The organism is Gardnerella sp. c10Ua_31, from assembly GCF_055700915.1.
The window spans coordinates 108,406-126,597 of the sequence record NZ_JANUYG010000003.1; the positions used below are offsets into that span (position 1 = coordinate 108,406).

12 protein-coding genes are annotated in these 18,192 nt (G+C 41.0%); 4 read left to right on the forward strand and 8 right to left on the reverse strand.

Annotated features, from left to right (window positions below; translation table 11 throughout):
* Positions 1–84 precede the first annotated feature (84 nt).
* Positions 85–2,115, forward strand: coding sequence for a threonine--tRNA ligase (thrS, locus tag NYP55_RS05560; protein ID WP_472781674.1), 2,031 nt, complete (start codon positions 85–87; stop codon positions 2,113–2,115).
* A 118-nt stretch (positions 2,116–2,233) separates the two neighbouring features.
* Here thrS and NYP55_RS05565 read toward each other — a convergent pair whose 3' ends face one another.
* The 5 genes from NYP55_RS05565 to NYP55_RS05585 all read right to left on the reverse strand — a co-directional run bounded on the left by NYP55_RS05565 (position 2,234) and on the right by NYP55_RS05585 (position 7,765).
* On the reverse strand, positions 2,234–3,148 hold the full coding sequence (locus NYP55_RS05565; RefSeq protein WP_248899108.1) for a dihydrodipicolinate synthase family protein: 915 nt from the start codon (positions 3,146–3,148) through the stop codon (positions 2,234–2,236).
* A 137-nt stretch (positions 3,149–3,285) separates the two neighbouring features.
* Positions 3,286–4,059, reverse strand: coding sequence for an amidohydrolase family protein (locus NYP55_RS05570; protein WP_016829550.1), 774 nt, complete (start codon positions 4,057–4,059; stop codon positions 3,286–3,288).
* 77 nt (positions 4,060–4,136) lie between these two features.
* Entirely contained in the window at positions 4,137–5,423 is a 1,287-nt protein-coding gene (locus NYP55_RS05575) for an MFS transporter (protein ID WP_004132838.1), read from the reverse strand.
* Positions 5,424–5,567: 144 nt separating this feature from the next.
* The gene (locus NYP55_RS05580) at positions 5,568–6,359 is read right to left on the reverse strand and encodes an SDR family oxidoreductase (RefSeq protein WP_016635378.1); all 792 of its coding nucleotides are present in this window, start codon (positions 6,357–6,359) and stop codon (positions 5,568–5,570) included.
* A 122-nt stretch (positions 6,360–6,481) separates the two neighbouring features.
* Entirely contained in the window at positions 6,482–7,765 is a 1,284-nt protein-coding gene (locus tag NYP55_RS05585) for an enolase C-terminal domain-like protein (RefSeq protein WP_004130435.1), read from the reverse strand.
* Positions 7,766–8,264: 499 nt separating this feature from the next.
* Between NYP55_RS05585 and NYP55_RS05590 the strand changes: the two genes are divergently transcribed.
* Entirely contained in the window at positions 8,265–9,308 is a 1,044-nt protein-coding gene (locus tag NYP55_RS05590) for a LacI family DNA-binding transcriptional regulator (RefSeq protein WP_248899109.1), read from the forward strand.
* A 149-nt stretch (positions 9,309–9,457) separates the two neighbouring features.
* On the opposite strand, the gene fucO is transcribed toward NYP55_RS05590, so the two are convergent.
* The gene (fucO, locus tag NYP55_RS05595) at positions 9,458–10,609 is read right to left on the reverse strand and encodes a lactaldehyde reductase (protein ID WP_020757132.1); all 1,152 of its coding nucleotides are present in this window, start codon (positions 10,607–10,609) and stop codon (positions 9,458–9,460) included.
* A 565-nt stretch (positions 10,610–11,174) separates the two neighbouring features.
* Between fucO and NYP55_RS05600 the strand changes: the two genes are divergently transcribed.
* Complete coding sequence (locus NYP55_RS05600) at positions 11,175–12,002, forward strand: ABC transporter ATP-binding protein (RefSeq protein WP_004132833.1); 828 nt, start codon at positions 11,175–11,177, stop codon at positions 12,000–12,002.
* 16 nt (positions 12,003–12,018) lie between these two features.
* A complete protein-coding gene (locus NYP55_RS05605) occupies positions 12,019–14,712 on the forward strand; it encodes an ABC transporter permease (RefSeq protein WP_016635384.1) in 2,694 nt (897 codons plus the stop codon).
* A gap of 142 nt (positions 14,713–14,854) precedes the next feature.
* Here the strand turns inward: NYP55_RS05605 and NYP55_RS05610 are convergent, their stop codons facing one another.
* Together NYP55_RS05610 and NYP55_RS05615 are read right to left on the reverse strand one after the other, a co-directional pair.
* Positions 14,855–15,574: a response regulator gene (locus NYP55_RS05610; RefSeq protein ID WP_060785931.1), complete on the reverse strand. Its 720-nt coding sequence runs from the start codon at positions 15,572–15,574 to the stop codon at positions 14,855–14,857.
* A gap of 18 nt (positions 15,575–15,592) precedes the next feature.
* On the reverse strand, positions 15,593–18,142 hold the full coding sequence (locus tag NYP55_RS05615) for a DUF7134 domain-containing protein (protein WP_102704640.1): 2,550 nt from the start codon (positions 18,140–18,142) through the stop codon (positions 15,593–15,595).
* Positions 18,143–18,192 lie beyond the last annotated feature (50 nt).

Sequence of the window (18,192 nt, forward strand, 5' to 3'; positions counted from 1 at the left end):
GTTTTAATCGCGTAAGTTTATCGACGCCACACAAGTCCAGGTCTGCACATTAGTAACGCAAGACCCCGATAGAAAAGGACAATTATGGCTGAAAATACCATCTCCATCACTGTAGACGAGGAACGCAAGGAGGTGGATGCAAGCTTCACTGGCGTTGAACTTTTCGCGGAAGATAAGAATATTATTGCCGTGCGTTTAAATGGCGAGTTGCGTGATTTGTACACGCCTCTTCATAACGGCGATACCGTGGAATCAGTAGCACTTGATAGTGAAGATGGCATCGCAATCATGCGTCATTCCGCTACTCACGTGATGGCTCAAGCTGTTCAAGAAATTCGACCAGACGCAAAGTTGGGCGTAGGTCCTGTAATTAAAGACGGCTTCTACTATGATTTCGATGTTGATACTCCATTTACGCCAGACGATTTGAAGCAAATCGAAAAGCATATGCAGCGCATTATTAAAGAGTCTCAAAGCTTTAGCCGCCGCGTTGTAACAGAAGATGAAGCGCGCGAAGAAGAAGCAAATCAACCTTATAAGTTGGAGTTGATTGGAGATAAGGAAGCGGCTCTTGATCCTGCGGCTGCTGGCGAAATCAGCAAGCACGAGCTTAGCATGTACGACAATTTGGATCGCGAAGGCAATAAAGTTTGGAGCGATTTGTGCCGCGGACCTCATTTGCCAAATACGCGTTATATTAAGGCTTTTAAGCTTGAGCGTGTAGCTGCAGCTTACTGGCGCGGTTCGGAGCATAATCCTATGCTTCAGCGCATTTACGGAACTGCGTGGCCTAGCAAGGAAGAGCTTAAGGCTTACACAAGTCGCATGGAAGAGGCTGCTAAGCGCGATCATCGTAAGCTTGGTCAAGAGATGGATTTGTTCTCGTTCCCAGACGAGATTGGCCCAGGCTTGGCAGTGTTCCATCCAAAGGGTGCTGCGATTATTAACGCAATGGAAGATTATTCGCGCGAACAGCACAGAAAGCATCATTACAGCTTTGTGCAAACTCCGCACATTACTAAGGGCGGATTGTACGAGACTTCTGGCCACTTGCAGTGGTACAAGGATGGCATGTATCCTCCAATGAAGCTTGACGAAGAGCGCGACGAGAATGGCAATGTAACTCGCCAGGGTGCTGACTACTACTTGAAGCCAATGAACTGCCCAATGCATAACTTGATCTTTAAGTCTCGCCAGCGTTCGTACCGCGAGCTTCCTTTGCGCTTGTTTGAGTTTGGTACCGTGTATCGCTACGAAAAGTCTGGCGTTGTGCATGGCTTAACTCGCGTGCGTGGATTGACTCAAGATGATTCGCACATTTACTGCACTCGCGAGCAAATGCGCGATGAGTTAAAGAGCTTGCTTAACTTTGTACTTGGTCTTCTTAAAGACTTCGGTTTGAACGACTTCTACTTGGAGCTTTCCACTAAGGATGAGCACAAGTTCGTTGGTTCCGACGAGATTTGGGAAGAAGCAACAAACACTTTGGCAGAAGTCGCTAAAGAGTCTGGTTTGGAACTTGTGGATGATCCAGGCGGAGCTGCATTCTACGGACCTAAGATTTCTGTGCAAGCTCGCGATGCAATCGGCCGCACTTGGCAGGTTTCTACTATTCAGCTCGACTTCAACTTGCCTGAGCGTTTTAAGTTGGAGTACATTGCGGCTGACGGTAGTCACCAGCGCCCTGTAATGATTCACCGCGCACTCTTTGGCTCTATTGAGCGCTTCTTTGCTATTTTGCTTGAGCATTATGCAGGCGCGTTCCCAGCATGGTTGGCTCCAGTTCAAGTGACTGGCGTTCCTGTTGCAGACGAGTTCGCTCCGCACTTGCAAAAGTTTATTAGCGATTTGGAAGAGAATATGGTTCGTTGCGAAATGGATAGCTCCGACGATCGCTTTGGCAAGAAGATTCGTAACGCTTCCAAGTCTAAAGTGCCTTTCACTTTGATTGCTGGCGAAGAGGATGTGAACAACAATGCTGTGAGCTTCCGATTCCGCGATGGTAGCCAATTGAACGGTGTTCCAGTTGCACAAGCTAAAGAGTGGATTTTGTCCATTATTAAGCAGCGCGTTCAAGTGAATACTGCAGAAGATTTCGAGCGCTACACAAAGTAGCATTCGCGATGCAACTTACGTAGCATAAATCAACGTAAGTCAACACAAAACAAACCCGCACTTCTTAACGTTGTGCGGGTTTATTCTTTTTATTCTTGATTTATTGCGAGTGACTTAGTTACTTAAGCAGCGCACGAATTGTTTCGATTTGCTCGCTATTAACTTGACTTGCAGGCTCGCGAACAAGCGTGCTAATTGGCAATCCCTTAAGATTTACAGCAGCTTTAATCGCAGAAATAAACAAGTCGGTAGTATTGTAAACTGCCATCAAATGGCTAATTCTTTTAGCACATTCAATAAGATGCGCAAAGTCGCCAGCCTCATACGCTTTATGCAAAGCTGCAAAAGTTTCTGGCTCTACATTAGTAAGTCCACAAATCACGCCATTTCCTCCAGCAATCCTGTTAGGAGTGTAGTACTCGTCAAAACCAGAGAAAACAACAAAATCTGGGTTTACGCGTCTAGTTTCTTCAATCATTGCGCGAGTATGGCTTATAGTATCTACCGTGTCTTTAATACCAACAATATTCGGGTATTTTTCAGCAAGATTTGCAACTAAGCTTGGTGTTAAATCGCTGCCAGTTCGAGCAGGGAAGTTGTATAGAATAACAGGCAAGCTAGTTGCGCTCGCAATTGCGCCAAAGTAGTGTTCTGCGGTTTGTGCAGTTGGTCCAAAGTAGTATGGAGACACAGCTACAACAGCGTCTGCTCCGCAACTTTGCGCAAACTTAGTAAAGTCAAGTACTTCGTTAAGATTTGTGTTTCCAACGCCTATAAGAACTGGAACTCTGTGATTAACGTGTTCAATAGCAAACTTAGCAGCTTCCTTTTTTACGCTAAGCGGATATGCGTAGAACTCGCCAATGCTGCCAAAAATCAATATGCCATTAATCCCAGCATCAATCAGATGGTCTAAGTGCTTTGCCCATAAGTCGTAGTCAATGCTTCCGTCATCTTTGCTTACAGTTATTGATGGGCAAAAAACGCCCTTAAAAGCATGCAAGTCGAGCTTTGCGCTATTAGAAGTAGTCATAAAATTCGTCCTTTTATTTAATTATTTTGTGTATTGAATTATGGGGCATAAGACTTTAACTGGCAAAATCTTACACCCCATAAGCAATGATTACTAAAATCGACTATTAAAATCGACTATTCAAATAACATAATTAATTACAGTTTAATACCATACGCCTTCTTTGCATTATTCATAAAGAAATCTTCGTCGTCGCCGAAAAGCTCCACCATTAAGTCAAGATGCTGCTTAAGCGAAGAATTCAACTTAACAACTGGCCAATTAGAGCTAAAGAGTAGGCGATCAGGGCTAAATGTGTCTTTTACAAACTTAACAATATCTGGATTTACTGGATTATCTCCAGAAATCTTAATATAGCTGTGTGGAAGCTTTGCAAACGCACGCAAAGCAGCGCAGGAATCCTCGTCTAATCCTGGAACATTGCCCAAATGGTTTAGAACAACAGTAACTTCTGGAACTTGCTCAAAAGCTTTAGCCATATCGCCAAGTTCTTCGCCACGATTGCAAAGCTCAAAAGGCATGCCCTTCTTTGCCATTGCCTTAAGGCCACCAATAAATGAAGGCTCTAGGCAGCGGCCGCGTGGCTCGCTTGGAATGTGAAGAGGCTCGCGAATGCCAGTTGCATGAATTGGCACGCGCATAAACGGATCCAACGTAACTCTAAGCATTTTAGCAAGAATCTTAGGATTAGGATTTTCTCCAATAAGCCTATCTTCTAGCTCATGGTCTGCAGCATCAACCTCAACGTATACGCCGCCGAGGAAGTCAACACCCAAATCCGCATATTCTTTTTCTAGCTGCTCTAGAGTAAAAGTGTGGTTTAGCTTGTCTAAGCCATCTAGCCAAGGCAAGACTTGCTTTGTTGGATCCCAAATATGAAAGTGGGAATCTAAAATACGAAGTTGAGACATAATAAACTTTCCTTTCTAAAGACTTTTTAAAGACTTTCTAAAGACTTTCAAATAAAGACTTTGTAGTTATTTGCAAATCACTTAGCTTCTACAAGACCAATCTTGGAACCCCACAATGCGTACCAAGCTACATACAAGAATCCTGGAACGGTGAGCAGTACTGCAACCTCAATGCCAGCAAAATCTTGTACAAATCCAAGGAATAGTGGGATTATAGCTGCGCCAACAACGCTCATAATCAAAGCGGAAGAGCCAGTCTTTGCAGCAGAGCCATGAATTCCCTTTAAGGTAAGTGAGAACACGGTTGGGAATCCAATAGACACAAACAGGTAGGAGATAATGTAGGCCACTACAGAAATCTTGCCGAGTCCAAGGAATGCTACAAACATAAGCACTGCGCTCAAAACCATGTAGATTCCAAGAATCTTATCGCTATCAAACTTTGTCATAAGAGGCGTTGTAATAAAGCGACCAAGAGTAAACATTAAGGAAACGATTGCAAGCATAGACGCCGCAATACCAGTTGTTACTCCAGCACCCCAATGCTTAAGAGCAAACGATGAGAACATTGCCATTCCAACAACCTGAAGGCCTACAAATACAAATTCTGCAATAACGCCAAGTGTAAAGTATGGCTTCTTAACAAGATGCAAGAATGAAGAATCGCCCTTATTTCCTTGATCTGCCTCAACATCTCCTGGAGGTGTAGGAAGCTTAAAGCAGAAGAAGATTGCAATAACCGCAATAAGAACAATTCCAATAACAATGTAAATCATGCGAGTATCGCTAAGGAACTTCGACTTAGCAAATTCAAATCCTGGTTCGCCTTGCTTAACGGTTTTACCAATAATGTTGCCAAGAATAAGCGGGCCAACAATGCTGCCAACGCCGTTAAAGCTTTGTGCCATGTTGATTCTAAAGGATTCGCCCTTTTCGTCGCCAAGCTTTGTAATGTATGGGTTGCAGTTTGTTTCCAAAGTTGCAGCACCAAGAGCAATAATAAACATTGCTATAAGGAACATAACATAGCTTGCTGTAGCGGTTGCAGGAATTACAGCAAATGCGCCGATTGCAAAGAGTGCAAGACCGCTAATTACGCCGCCCTTGTACCCAAAGCGCTTTGCGATTAAACCTGCAGGAATAGCCATTACAAAGTATGCGCCAAAGTATGCAACCTGAAGCAGCGCTGCTTCTGTGTTGTTTAGATTTAAGTAATGTCCAAATGGGGAATTAAGAGCATTGACCAAATTCATGGTCAAACCCCATACGAAGAACAAAGATGTTACCAATACAATGGCAATTATAGTTTTTGAGCTACTTTTGTTATTGTTAACAACCACGTTGTCGTTTTCTTTTGTAGTCATCGTCACTCCCGTGTGAGAATAATTCAAAGAGTTTAAGATTTTAAGTTCTTAAATGATTTTGTGCAATGGTGCGCAAGCACACATTTTGCATTGCGCACCATCGACTAGTTAAATTGCACCGAATCTTAAATTTGCATTTGTGATTTAAGACAAAGCGCGATCAAGATGCACGTAGCCGCCATCAACGAATACCCACTGACCGGTGGTGTGCGAAGAGCGATCCGAAAGCAGGAATGCGGCTTCGTTTCCAATCTCTTCCGTGGTAGTCATGCGGTTCTCCAGAGGAATCTTGTCGGTAATAACCTTCAAACGAGCCTGCTGAGCTGCTTCGTCGCCAAAGGTCTTAATCCAATCGGCATACAGTGGGGTCCAGCATTCGGAGACAACAATCGCGTTTACGCGCACGCGGTCATGAATAAGTGCTGCAGCCCATTCGCGAGTCAAGCCTAAGATTCCGCCCTTTGCAGCAGCGTAGGCACTGGTCTTGCCCTGGCCGGTTAGAGCAGTCTTAGAAGAAATATTCACAACAGCGCCGTGGCTTTCCTTTAAGTACTTTACAGCAGCGTGAACAGTCTCGTAGTAGTGAGTGAGGTTTCCGTGAATCGACTTCTCGAAGTCGCGCCAAGAAGTGGATTCCAAATCCTTGTTGTCGTTAACGCCAGCGTTATTTACAATGCCGTCAATATGACCATACTTCTTGTAGGTTTCTTCAATAATTGGTGCAATCTCGTCCGTGTCGTTTAAGTCGAGAAGATAAACATCGTAGTTCTTTGTATATTGCTCAATATCCTTGCGGAATGTCTCTTCTGCAGGATCGGCGCGGTTAATAACTACTGGAATTGCGCCCTCTTGTGCAAGCTGAAGCGTAATGCCCTTACCAATGCCCTTGAATCCACCTGTTACGATGAAAACTTTGCCTTCCAAATGCAAATCCATAATGAACTCCTTTGTTAAATGATGTGGTTTGCTTTTTGATTATTAAATTATGAATCTTGATTAAAGTGGCTAGCAATTTAAAATAAACAGCTTAATGTAAACTGCTAGCCACAATTGCATAACTATCCGCGATAAAGGTACTTTTCAGCCGTTTCCAGCGTCATCTCAGTGCCATTACCTGGGGCAGTTGGTGCAACATAATTACCATTCTTGATTTGTGTTGGATGCACAAAGTGCTCGTGCTGATTGTCTACGTATTCAATCATGCGGCCTTCCTTTGTGCCAGAAACTGCAACGTAATCAAACATTGCAAAGTGGCACACAGCTTCGCACAATCCAACGCCACCTGCGTGTGGGCAAACTGGCTTGTTAAACTTACGAGCAAGCAAGTATTCGAGAACAACTTCTTGTGGACCTGCAACTCGAGTTGCGTCGATTTGCATAATTCCAAACGCGTTTGCTTGCAAGTATTGCTTGAACATGATTCTGCTTTGCATTTGCTCGCCAGTTGCAACTGGTATTGGGTTGATTGCGCGGGCGATTGTTGCGTGTCCAATAACGTCGTCTGGGCTTGTTGGCTCTTCTACCCAAGCTAAGTCGAAGTCGTGGAAGCGATTAATCCAAGTGATTGCTGTTGGAACATCCCATACTTGGTTTGCGTCTACTGCAAGGCGAACGTCTGGGCCGATTGCTTCGCGAGCAAGTGCGAGTCTTCTCAAATCGTCGTCTACATTTTGACCAACCTTAAGCTTAATTTGCTTAAAGCCTTTAACTTGCGATTCTTCCTTAGCGATTGCAACCATTTTCTCGTCGCTGTAACCGAGCCAGCCTGCAGCAGTGGAGTAGCCTGGGTAGCCGTTTACAAGCAAATCAGCAATTCGCTCTTCCTTGCCTTTTTGACCATCTTGCAAGAATTCGATTGCTTCTTCTGGCCTTAAAGCGTCTGTCATATAGCGGAAGTCGAGCGTAGAGACTAATTCTTTTGGATCCATCTCGGCGAGTAAGCGCCACAAAGGCTTTCCAGCTCTCTTTGCTTTAATATCCCACAACGCGCTCAAAATAGCGCCAATTGCCATATGCTCTACGCCTTTTTCTGGACCTAGCCAGCGAAGTTGTGAGTCGTGAACAAAAAGATCCCATGCAAGACGCATGTTGTCTAGTAATTCTTCTACATTCCTGCCAATAAGCACTTGAGACATGGAGTCGATTGCTGCGCAAACAACATCGTTGCCGCGGCCAATTGTAAATACAAATCCAACGCCTTTAATGCCATCGTCTAGGCTTGTTTTGATTTCTACGTATGCGGATGAATAATCTGGATCTTTGTTCATTGCGTCGGATCCAGAAAGCGTTTGCGACGTAGGGAATCTAAAATCATAGGTTTTTACTGATGTAATTGTACTCATAACGATTTGTGCTCCTTTGCTTTAAGATCGTTGTGACCTACATTTGTAATTTTATATCAAAATAATGGAAAAATGTTGTAGTATGAGTAGAAATTTTCGTAAAGCGATTTTTGCGAATATTTCGACGATGACGCAATGTGATAAATGTCATATTTTTGATTTTTTGATTATTGAAAAATTGAGCTTTTTAGTAAGTAAAATCGCGCATTTAGTCCGCGTTTTGCTTGCGACTAATGGCAAATAATTTTATTATTCGGCGTGTCGTAAGAAATTTTCGCATTTTTTGCGCGTTAAATGCGAAATAGTGTATTATGGAACCTGTAATAGCCTTGATAAATCAAGCAATAATTCTATTTTTCAGTTTTTCTGGCAGCTTGTATTATTGCGGATAATCTTAAGTATGTATGCGAATTTTTCTTTAAGATTAGGATTTAGATAGAAAATGATTTAGATGGAAAATGCGTTAAGCAAAAACGCGTAGAATCTAGAAAGGGAGAAAATGGCCATAAATAGCAAACAAAGTGGTTTAGAAGAATCTGAATCGTCGAAGCCTAGAATTACAGAACTTGCTAAAGAAGCTGGTGTTTCTCCGTCTACAATATCTAAGGTAATAAACGGTAGGTCGGGAGTATCGGAAGAAACTAGAAGACGCGTAGAAAAAGTTCTAGCTAAAAGTGGGCGCGATTATTCTCTTGTTAGCACTAAAATTTCTCCAACAGTTGAGCTACTCGTAGATTACGTTGCAAATAATGGCACGATTGAGATGATTACTTACGCGTCTCACTGGGCGCAAAAAGAAGGATTAGCGCTTACGGTTGCTCAAACTAACAATGGCAAAAAGCGCGAGGAATGCTTGCGTGGAATAGTAGATAGAAATCCTTTGGGTGTTATATCGCAAATGTCTGATCTAGAAGAAAAAGATAAAGATTTTTTGCGTATGCGCAATATTCCGCTTGTGATTATTGACCCAGTTTCTATAGGAAGCGGCAACGATCACACGATTTCTATTGATAATTGGACAGGTTCCTACGAGCTTACTCGGCATTTGATTAGTTTGGGCCATAAGCGAATTGGAGTTATTACAGGCCCATTAAACGTTCAATCTGGTGTGGCTCGCTTTGCTGGATACAGTGCTGCTATGGAACAAGCTGGTTTGAGTGTTGATAAAGACTTAGTAAAAGAGGGTGATTATCTTCCAGAGCTTGGATACAAAATGGCTTGTAGTCTTTTGGATTTGCCTAAAGCCAAGCGTCCAACTGCAATTTTTGCTTGCAACGATATTACTGCTGTAAATGTGTATCGTGCAGCTCGCGAGCGCGGAATTAAGTTAGGAACAGAGCTTTCGGTTGCAGGCTTTGATGACGTTTATCCTGCGCAATATTTGATGCCTTCTTTAACAACTGTTAATCAGCCTTTTGATATTATGGCAAAAAATGCTGTTAGTATGATTCTTGCAATTCGAGAAGGCAAGGAGATTGAAAGTCAACTAGTTCTTCCTGCTCATGTTGTTATTCGAGACAGCACTCAGCCAGTTGTTGATTAATATAAGGCTTGTAGATATAGGCTTTATGACTTGTTACATACAAAATGTGGACGCAACTTAAATCAAGATAAATTGCGTCCACAAATTGTTTGTTCTAAATGTGCGTATTTATTTATTATTTGATTGTTTTAGAAGACTACGCAAAGAGACTACATCAAGCTTGTGTAAATCTTGCGAATATCTTCCAAAGTGGCCTTGCGTGGGTTTCCTGGAGTGCAAACATCTGCCAAAGCGTCGTGGCTTAAGCCTTCAATATCTGCCTCACTAGCTCCAACTTCGCTAATCTTAGTAGGATTTCCAAGCTTAACAGTTAAGTCGTGAACTGCCTTTACAGCAGCATTACGCACGGTTTCGAGGTCGTCGGTGTATGCGTTTGGAACGTCGAATGCGGCAGCAATATCGCGATACTTTTCGCCAGTGTAATCTTTGTTATATTCCATAACAGGAGCAAGCAAAATTCCGTTTGCAACGCCATGAGCAACACCAAGACGACCGCCGAGTGGGTGAGCCATGCCGTGAACCAAGCCCAAACCAACGTTGGAGTATGCCATGCCAGTTATGTAGCTTGCGTAAGCCATTTGTTCGCCTGCTGGAACGTCCCCATCTGCGCTCTTTGCAAGGTTTTGTGCAATCATGCGAATTGTTTGCAAAGACAAGCAATCCGAAAGGCTCCATGCACCTGGAGTAATGAAACCTTCGATTGCGTGGGTGAGTGCGTCCAAACCAGTTGCAACCTTAAGCGAGCGTGGCATGGAATCGGTGAGATCTGGGTCTACGAATGCAACGATTGGAATATCGTGAGGGTCTACTGCAACGAACTTGCGAAGCTTTGCAGTATCGGTAACAACATAGTTGATTGTTGTTTCGGAAGCGGTTCCTGCGGTTGTTGGCACGCCAAAGATTGGTACAGAAGGATTCTTTGTATCTGCAACGCCTTCTAGAGAAAGAACATCGCCAAACTCTGGGTTAGCTACAATAATTCCAATGCCTTTGCATGTATCTTGCGGAGAGCCGCCGCCGAGTCCAATAAGGAAGTCTGCGCCAGATGCCTTGAACTTTTCTACACCGTCTTGAATGCATTCAACAGGTGGATTTGGCTTTACGTTGTCGAATACTTCGTATGGAAGACCAGCGGATTCTAGAACGTCGGTAACTCTTTTAACGGTTCCAGTCTTTACAAGAACAGGATCTGTTACAACAAATGCTTTTTTGAATCCATGTGCTTTAGCAACGTTTGGAATCTCTTTGATTGCTCCACGACCAAAGTAAGCAGTCTGATTAAAAATCATTCTATAGACCATGCGAAAATCTCCTTTGAGTTTCTTGTTGGCTTATGCCAAATTTTTGGTAGTCGATTAATATTTTACAATATTGCATGACATTTGGCGAGTGTGTAAATAAGCGTTTTGTTACTAAAATTAACAAATAAACAATTAAAATGAGCATAAACTAACTAATTTTATGCATTTTTATTTATTTTAGATATAAATAAGCACATTTATAAAAATTCGAGCACATGATTTGTAATGCTTATTTTGAAGGAAAAATATTAATCACGTTAAGAAAAATTCTTTAATTGATGGTGTTGTAGTTGCCAAATTGACTTATTTTGCATTAAAAATTGACTTATTTTGTATTTGACTAATCGCGTGAAATGCAAATTTGAGCTTGTAGCATTAACAATCTTATGCAAGCTTCTCATACTAAAGTATGACGATTTTACATAAGAGCATTTTTATATCAAAATTTAATATCAAAATCCCTATTATTCCAATGAAAATATCAGTCTTACGCACTATAGAGAATGCGTTTTTAATCACGTAAATTGTAATTGTAAGGTAATCACAGAAGTATGTGAGGTGCAAAATGAGTGTTGAAAATAGTCAAGATACGCGTTTTACGCAAATGAATTATTCCGCTCAAGAAGGTTTGATTGGCGAGACTGCGGTTGCAGCTTTGCATGTTGTTAAAGATTTTGGCAAGGGCGCAGGCATTGTTCACGCTTTGCGAGATGTTAGCGTTAGCTTCGAGCGCGGCAAGTTTACTGCGATTATGGGCCCTTCTGGTTCTGGAAAGTCAACGTTAATGCATTCTTTAGCTGGTCTTGACAGCGTTAATTCTGGAAAAGTTTTGGTAGATGGCCTAGATATTACAGGTATGAGCGATAATCAGCTTACGCTTATGCGCCGCGAAATGGTTGGGTTTATTTTCCAAAGCTTTAATCTTCTTCCAATGTTTAGCGCTGAGCAAAATATTCTTATGCCTCTTACTTTGGCAGGCAAAAAGCCAGATAAGCAATGGTTTAATACTTTGATTAATACTCTTGGCTTGCAAGATCGCTTAAAGCATAGGCCTGCTGAGCTTTCTGGTGGTCAGCGCCAACGCGTTGCAATCGCTCGAGCTTTAATCTCTAAGCCTTCCGTAGTTTTTGCAGACGAGCCTACTGGCAATCTCGATTCTGCTTCCAGCTTAGAAGTTTTGCATTTTTTGAAGAAGTCTGTAACGGAACTTGGTCAAACTGTGATTATGGTTACTCACGACGCTGTTGCAGCGTCTTATGCAGATAGAGCAATCGTGTTTGCAGATGGTCAAATCGTTGAAGACGTGCAAAATCCTACTGCAGAAGGAATGAGCAAGATGCTTATGGAACGCAGCGAGGCTGGCGTTAATAATCAGCCTGCTCAATTGCAATAAAAGGGGTGAAGTTAGAATGTGGAAAATCGCACTAAAACTTATGCGTAAAAGCGTGCGCATGCTAATCGCCTCTGGAATTGCAATTCTTATAGGCAGCATGTTTATGAGCGCTACTTTGCTTTTTGCAAACAGCGTTGATGACTTGATGGTTCGTAACGCAACAAATGAATTCGGTAGCGCAAATTATGCAATCTCATTTAGGAATCCTAACAGTTCTCCGAGTAGTAAAATTCATTATAAAGACCTTCATTTAGACGAAATATCGAAGATGCCTGGTGTTAATGGCATTCGTAGTGACGATGCGACTGCTCTTGTAAGAGTGGAAAAAGGTGATAAATCAGCTACGAGTATTGCTTGGTCTAATGGTTTGTATGGAAATCTTCCTGTGTATAAATCAACAGAAGGTAGAGATCCGCAAAAAATAGGCGAAATCACGCTTATTAAAAGTATTGCTAAATCAATACATGCAAACGTTGGCGATACTATAACTTTGGTTAAAGTAGATGACACTGGCGGAGATAAAGAAAAATCGTACGATGTTCGTGTGGTTGGTCTTGTTGATGATGGAGAGCATTCTCAAATACCATTTTCAAATCGCGGCACGTATCTTGGTGGCGTAACGAATGATTTTTGTGCAAAACTCAACAATCTTAAGAATTTTGACAATGAAGTTGTGCAAAGCAAAGTGTACATGAGTATTGATGAATCTAAAATAAACGATTTATCTCCTAAGATTAACTCTTTGCTTCCTTCGAGATTCTCTCTTATGTCTAGGCATGAAGTTGGCGTAAGAGCTGTTCGAAATGTGTCTAACGGTACCAATTTTGTAACCATGTTCTTGCTATCTTTTGGTATTCTAGCGTTGCTTATTTCTTCGCTTGTTATAGCAAACACATTCCAAGTTTTGGTTGCTCAACGCAGACGCACTCTTGCACTTTTGCGCGTAATCGGTGCACAATCGCACCAGCTTTATGCAGCAGTTTTGCTTGAAGCTGCAATACTTGGAGTTATTTCTGCGGCTGTTGGCGTGCTTTGCGCAATAGGATTTATGGGCGCAATTAGTAACGTGAATATTAATTCTGGACCGTTATCTAAGATTCCTTTGATTGTTTCGCTTCCAGCGGTTGTGTGGCCAATAGCAATTGGCACGATTGTAACAGTTCTTGCATCTATGAGTGCTGCTCGATCTGCTACAAAAGTAACGCCTATGGAAGCGCTGCGACCAATGGATTTGATTAAAGATAAGCGTGCAAGCATTATTCGCGCTGTTTTTGGCGTTCTGTTTATTGTTGTAGGTATTTTAGCTGCGGCTTTAAGTGCTACTTCTTTAGCAAGCATGATTGCGAGGAAGTCTCCCACTGCTGGTTCTGACTCTTGGATGACTTTGCTTGGAGCAATGTTTGGTTGTGCGCTTGTTTTTATTGGCATTATTATTACAGCAACATTCTGGATGCCGTTTGCTATGAAGGCAACTGGAGCAATCATGGCACTTTGTGGGCCAGCTTCTAAAGTTGCTAATGCAAACGTGCAAAGAAATCCTAGAAGAGTTGCAGCAACTGGAACAGCTTTGCTTATTGGCGTAACGCTTGTTTCTACAGTAGTAACGGGCGCAATCTGCGGTAAAGCAACTCTTAAAGGTGTTGTTGATGACCATTACAGTGTTGACATTATTATTCAAGGCAAGAATGTTGATGAATCTTTAGCTGCCGACATTTCAAAGATTAGTGGAATAAAGCATACTGAGTTGCTTCCTGCAGTTCCTATGACTTTTAAGAATGCTAAGGGTAAAACTGAGTACGCTATGGCAGCTGGAGTTGATAATACAGATCAACTTAGAAATGTAATGCACACTGATCTTGATGGCGTTAATATAAACAGGGATTCTGTGCTTTTGCCTAAGTTTAATAATGAAGGTGGAGAGCCTTTTGAGCTTAAAAAAGGAAACCTTGATTTGCAAGCTTATGTAGAAAAGTACAGTTCTAGTGAAGATAGTGTAGATAGTATTACGCCATTTACTGGAATGAATACAGACTCGAGTAATAACGATAAGAGCATTACTGTAAAGCAAGTTCAGTTTAAGAAGTATAGAAATGTTAATATATATTCAAGGAATACTGCTTTTGTTAGCAAATCTTACTTCAATAACTACCTTAAGCCTACAACGCATATTTTGCTTATTTCGGTAGACTCTAGCAAAGCTAATCTTGTAGATATTGTTAAGAATATTAGAAATATTACATCTAGCTATGCGGAGGTTATGGCTGGTGGAAGCGTGTTCCAACGAGCGCAGTGGGAGAGTGCTATCGACATAATGATGATGTTGCTTGTTGGCTTAATAGCAGTAGCTGTTGTGATTGCTTTAATAGGCGTTGCAAACACATTAAGCTTGTCTGTTATTGAGCGCACTAAAGAATCTGCAACTTTGCGCGCAATCGGCATGACAAGAGGACAGGTTAGAAGATCTCTTGCGTTGGAAGCAACGTTGATTTCCCTAACAAGCACTGTTTCTGGCTTGATTGTTGGAACAGCGTTTGGTTGGATTGGATCTTATATGGTATTTAGCGCAATTGGCAAAGTTCCGTTTGTAATTGATTGGACTATTTACGCGGTTCTTGCTCTAATCGCTTTACTTGCAGCGCTTCTTTCCAGCGTGCTTCCAGCTCGTAGAGCAGTAAAGTCTTCGCCAGTAGTTGCGCTCGCGGAGGACTAATCGCTAGAAACGCAAAACAAAATGCGGTTGCAATTTTAATCATTCAATTAAGAATTGATTAATTTGCAGCCGCATTATTTTTATAGAAAAGATTTATTGTCTATAAGAACATTCGCATTGTTTTTTATTTTTATAAAAATAGTTAAACAAGACTGTTTTCGTAAGCAAACACAACAGCTTGGACTCTGTCTCTTGCATTGATTTTTCCCAAAATATGCGCAACATGCGTTTTAACTGTTGGCAAGCTAATAAACAGTTTATTAGCAATCTCTTGGTTAGATAGTCCGTGAGCAATCTCTACAAGAACTTCGCGCTCGCGATCTGTTAAATCATTTAAGCAAGAATCGTACGTGTTTGCGCTTTGCTCGTTTTTAGTCGCAATCTCTTCTTTTGATTTTTCTTCATCGTTAGGCTTAGAGATCATTGACTCAATTAAGCGCTTTGTAGCAGTTGGAGCAATAATTGCGTTTCCTTGATACACAGTTCGTATTGAATTAAGCAATGTTTCTGGCTCTGTATCTTTAAGCAAAAATCCCGATGCGCCCGTATGAATCGCAGCCATAACGTATTCGTCTAAATCAAAAGTTGTTAAAATAATAATGTGCGTATTGCTATTAGCATCTTCTTGCAAGATTTTGCGCGTAGCTTCCAAACCGTCCATGTTAGGCATGCGCACGTCCATCAAAATAACGTCTGGATTTTCCTTTGACGCAACTTCTACAATTTCATTTCCATTCGCTGCTTGCGCAACAACTTGCATATCTTTTTGCGAGTTGATTACCATAGCAAATCCTGCGCGCACAAGCTCTTGATCGTCTGCTATTGCGACTCGAATTACTCCATTGTTTTCCATATTTTCCATGTTTTCCATACTATCAATTTATTCGTGCTTGTTGGCAAGTCTGTGTTGAATTTGTTCATCAAGCGAAGGAGCGGGGCGAACCGCAATCTCAGTTATATTTGCACTATTATTTGATGAATTAACACTTGAACCTGTTTCTCGCAAAATTCCAAGTAGTTTTCGCATGTACCTAAGTGCTGAGCGACCTTCATCTCCAATGTTTTTAAAAGCTTTACTAATTGCTTCAATTTGTTCCTGCTCTAGTTCTTGCTTTTTCTCTTGCTCTAGTTTTGTTGACTTTGGCTTTTCTGCATTGCTATTTGATTTTTCGTATTCATTTAGCATATATATTCCACTATTTGCAGCATCAATTACTTTATGCAATGTAACTGCAACTTTTTGCTGAATGTTTGCACTAATACGCTGCCTTTCGGCATTTGCTGCAAGTACTTCTAGCTGTTTTTGCTCTTGCTCTAATTCTGTTCTGCGCGCTTTTAGAATCAGCAAATTATTGTCATCGTTTCTGCGGTAATAAGCAAATGCAATGGCAATAAAACAAATTAACGCAACTATAAAACCAAAAATTAATCCTACGGACGCCATTTGCATAATGTCATAAAAATTAGTTGTGTACGCATTAGAAGTAAAAAATCGTATTGGAGTTTCATTTTGCGGAATATTTCTTGATGCAACACCAATTTTTACAGCAAAAATAGCAGATTCGGCGAGTACTACAGCACTAACCCACTGCCATGCGTGCTTTTTACCATAGAGCACAGCAGCATAAACAATGGCTGGTATAAAGAAATTAGCGAATAAAATATTAGGTAAGCATATAAGCTGTATTGCAGAAAATACTGCTGCAATAATTGCGCACATAGTTGGAGCTTTTCTGCGAAACATGAATGGCACCATGGTTGTAAGAGTAAATACTATATAAAGTATTTGTACTAAAAGTGAGCTGGAATATTGTGAATGCATTACATTTCCAACAATAAAATCGTAAGTTGGTATAAAAAGCATTAGAACAGTCCAAGGCGATGCATAAATAACATCTCCAATAAGCCAATGTTGTTCAAACCATTGCGATACTTTTTCAATCCTATTTTGTGAATCATTTGCTTCTGGCAAAACTTTTGATGAGGTTTTATCGCTTGTATTTGCTGGTTTTTCTTGCACTGATAATGGATTATTAGCTTTTGCGTTTTTATAAGTAGCGTTAGGAATACTGTTTAATACAGAAGCAGTAGTGTTTGATTGGTCTGTGCTGTAAGAGTATGGAATAAAAGCAGCAATACTAAATGTTCCATCGTTTTGTATTCCATAATCAAGTGTTCCATGAAGATTTTCAATGCGTTCTTTCATGCCAATCAAACCATAACCATTTTTATGTTGCGCATTGCTATTTTGCGTTTGGTTAACTTCAAGCTTGTGTACTTCGTTTGTGATTTTTAGTGTTAATCCTTGTTCGTTCCATTCTTCGTGAATGTCTATTTTGATGCCATTTCCTGCGTGCTTTCGAATATTAGTAAGAGACTCCTGAACAACGCGGTATGCAACGGTTTGTGCATCTTTGTTGAGTTTATTAGAAGAATTTATGCCATCAACAGTGTGCCAAAAAATATTTTTAGGAGATGCGATTTTTGCTTGCTCAATAAGCGAAGGTATGTGATTGAAATCCAATTGAGCGGATGGAGCGTCTGTTAAAGCTTCTAGCAGTCGACGCATGTCGTGAACGGCGCGCTCTGATTCGTTTTTAATAATATGCATTGTTTTTTTAGCAAGAGAAATATCTTGTGTTGCTGCATAGCGACCACCGTCTGCTTGAACAATAATAATAGAAAGCGTGTGAGCAACAATATCGTGCATATCCCTAGCGATTCTAGCGCGCTCTGCAGTAACAGCAATATGCTGAGCTTTTTTTCGGTACGCGCGAATAGCGTTATTGTTCTCTTGTAAAAGTTGAATAGTGTGCACGTGAGTGCGCTGCCAGTAGCCAATAATAACCGTAATTGTAGTAATAATAATCGCAAAAATTATAGTAGGAATTGCAAAATCAAGTATAATTGAAACGCAATTTTTTATGTTACTACTATTTATATTTTTTACGCTGCAAGAATAACTAGCTTTTGAATGATTGTTGCCATATATTGGCCCCATTACAATATTCCACGATATTACTGCGCAAGATAATACGGTTGTTACGTAAGCTGCAATAACAAAAGCTTTTGAATGCTCTGGATTTCCGCGTGCAATAGCATTAACAAGTAGCACAAAGCCAAAGAAATCAGCAAGAAGTTGAGTAGGGCCAAATATTACTTGCAAAATGCATGCAACAATAAAAATAACAGCTGTGTGTTCGGGCCATATTCTTCGTACTGAAAGTAATGATGCAACAACAATATTTATAAGCAAGGTTGTAATTAGCGAACTTTGCGTCAAGAATCCGTCAACATTGCTTATAATAGTATACCGATTGTTTGAAAGTGTAAAAAGAATAAGTGGAATAATGCCCCACAATATATCGTTTAGCGTAAGCTCAGTGCGTAAGCGTTGTATGGCTTTGTTAAACGTGTGAGATATTTTCATACCTACTAGGCTAGTACACGGTACTTTATAGAACAATCGAACTTTAGTAT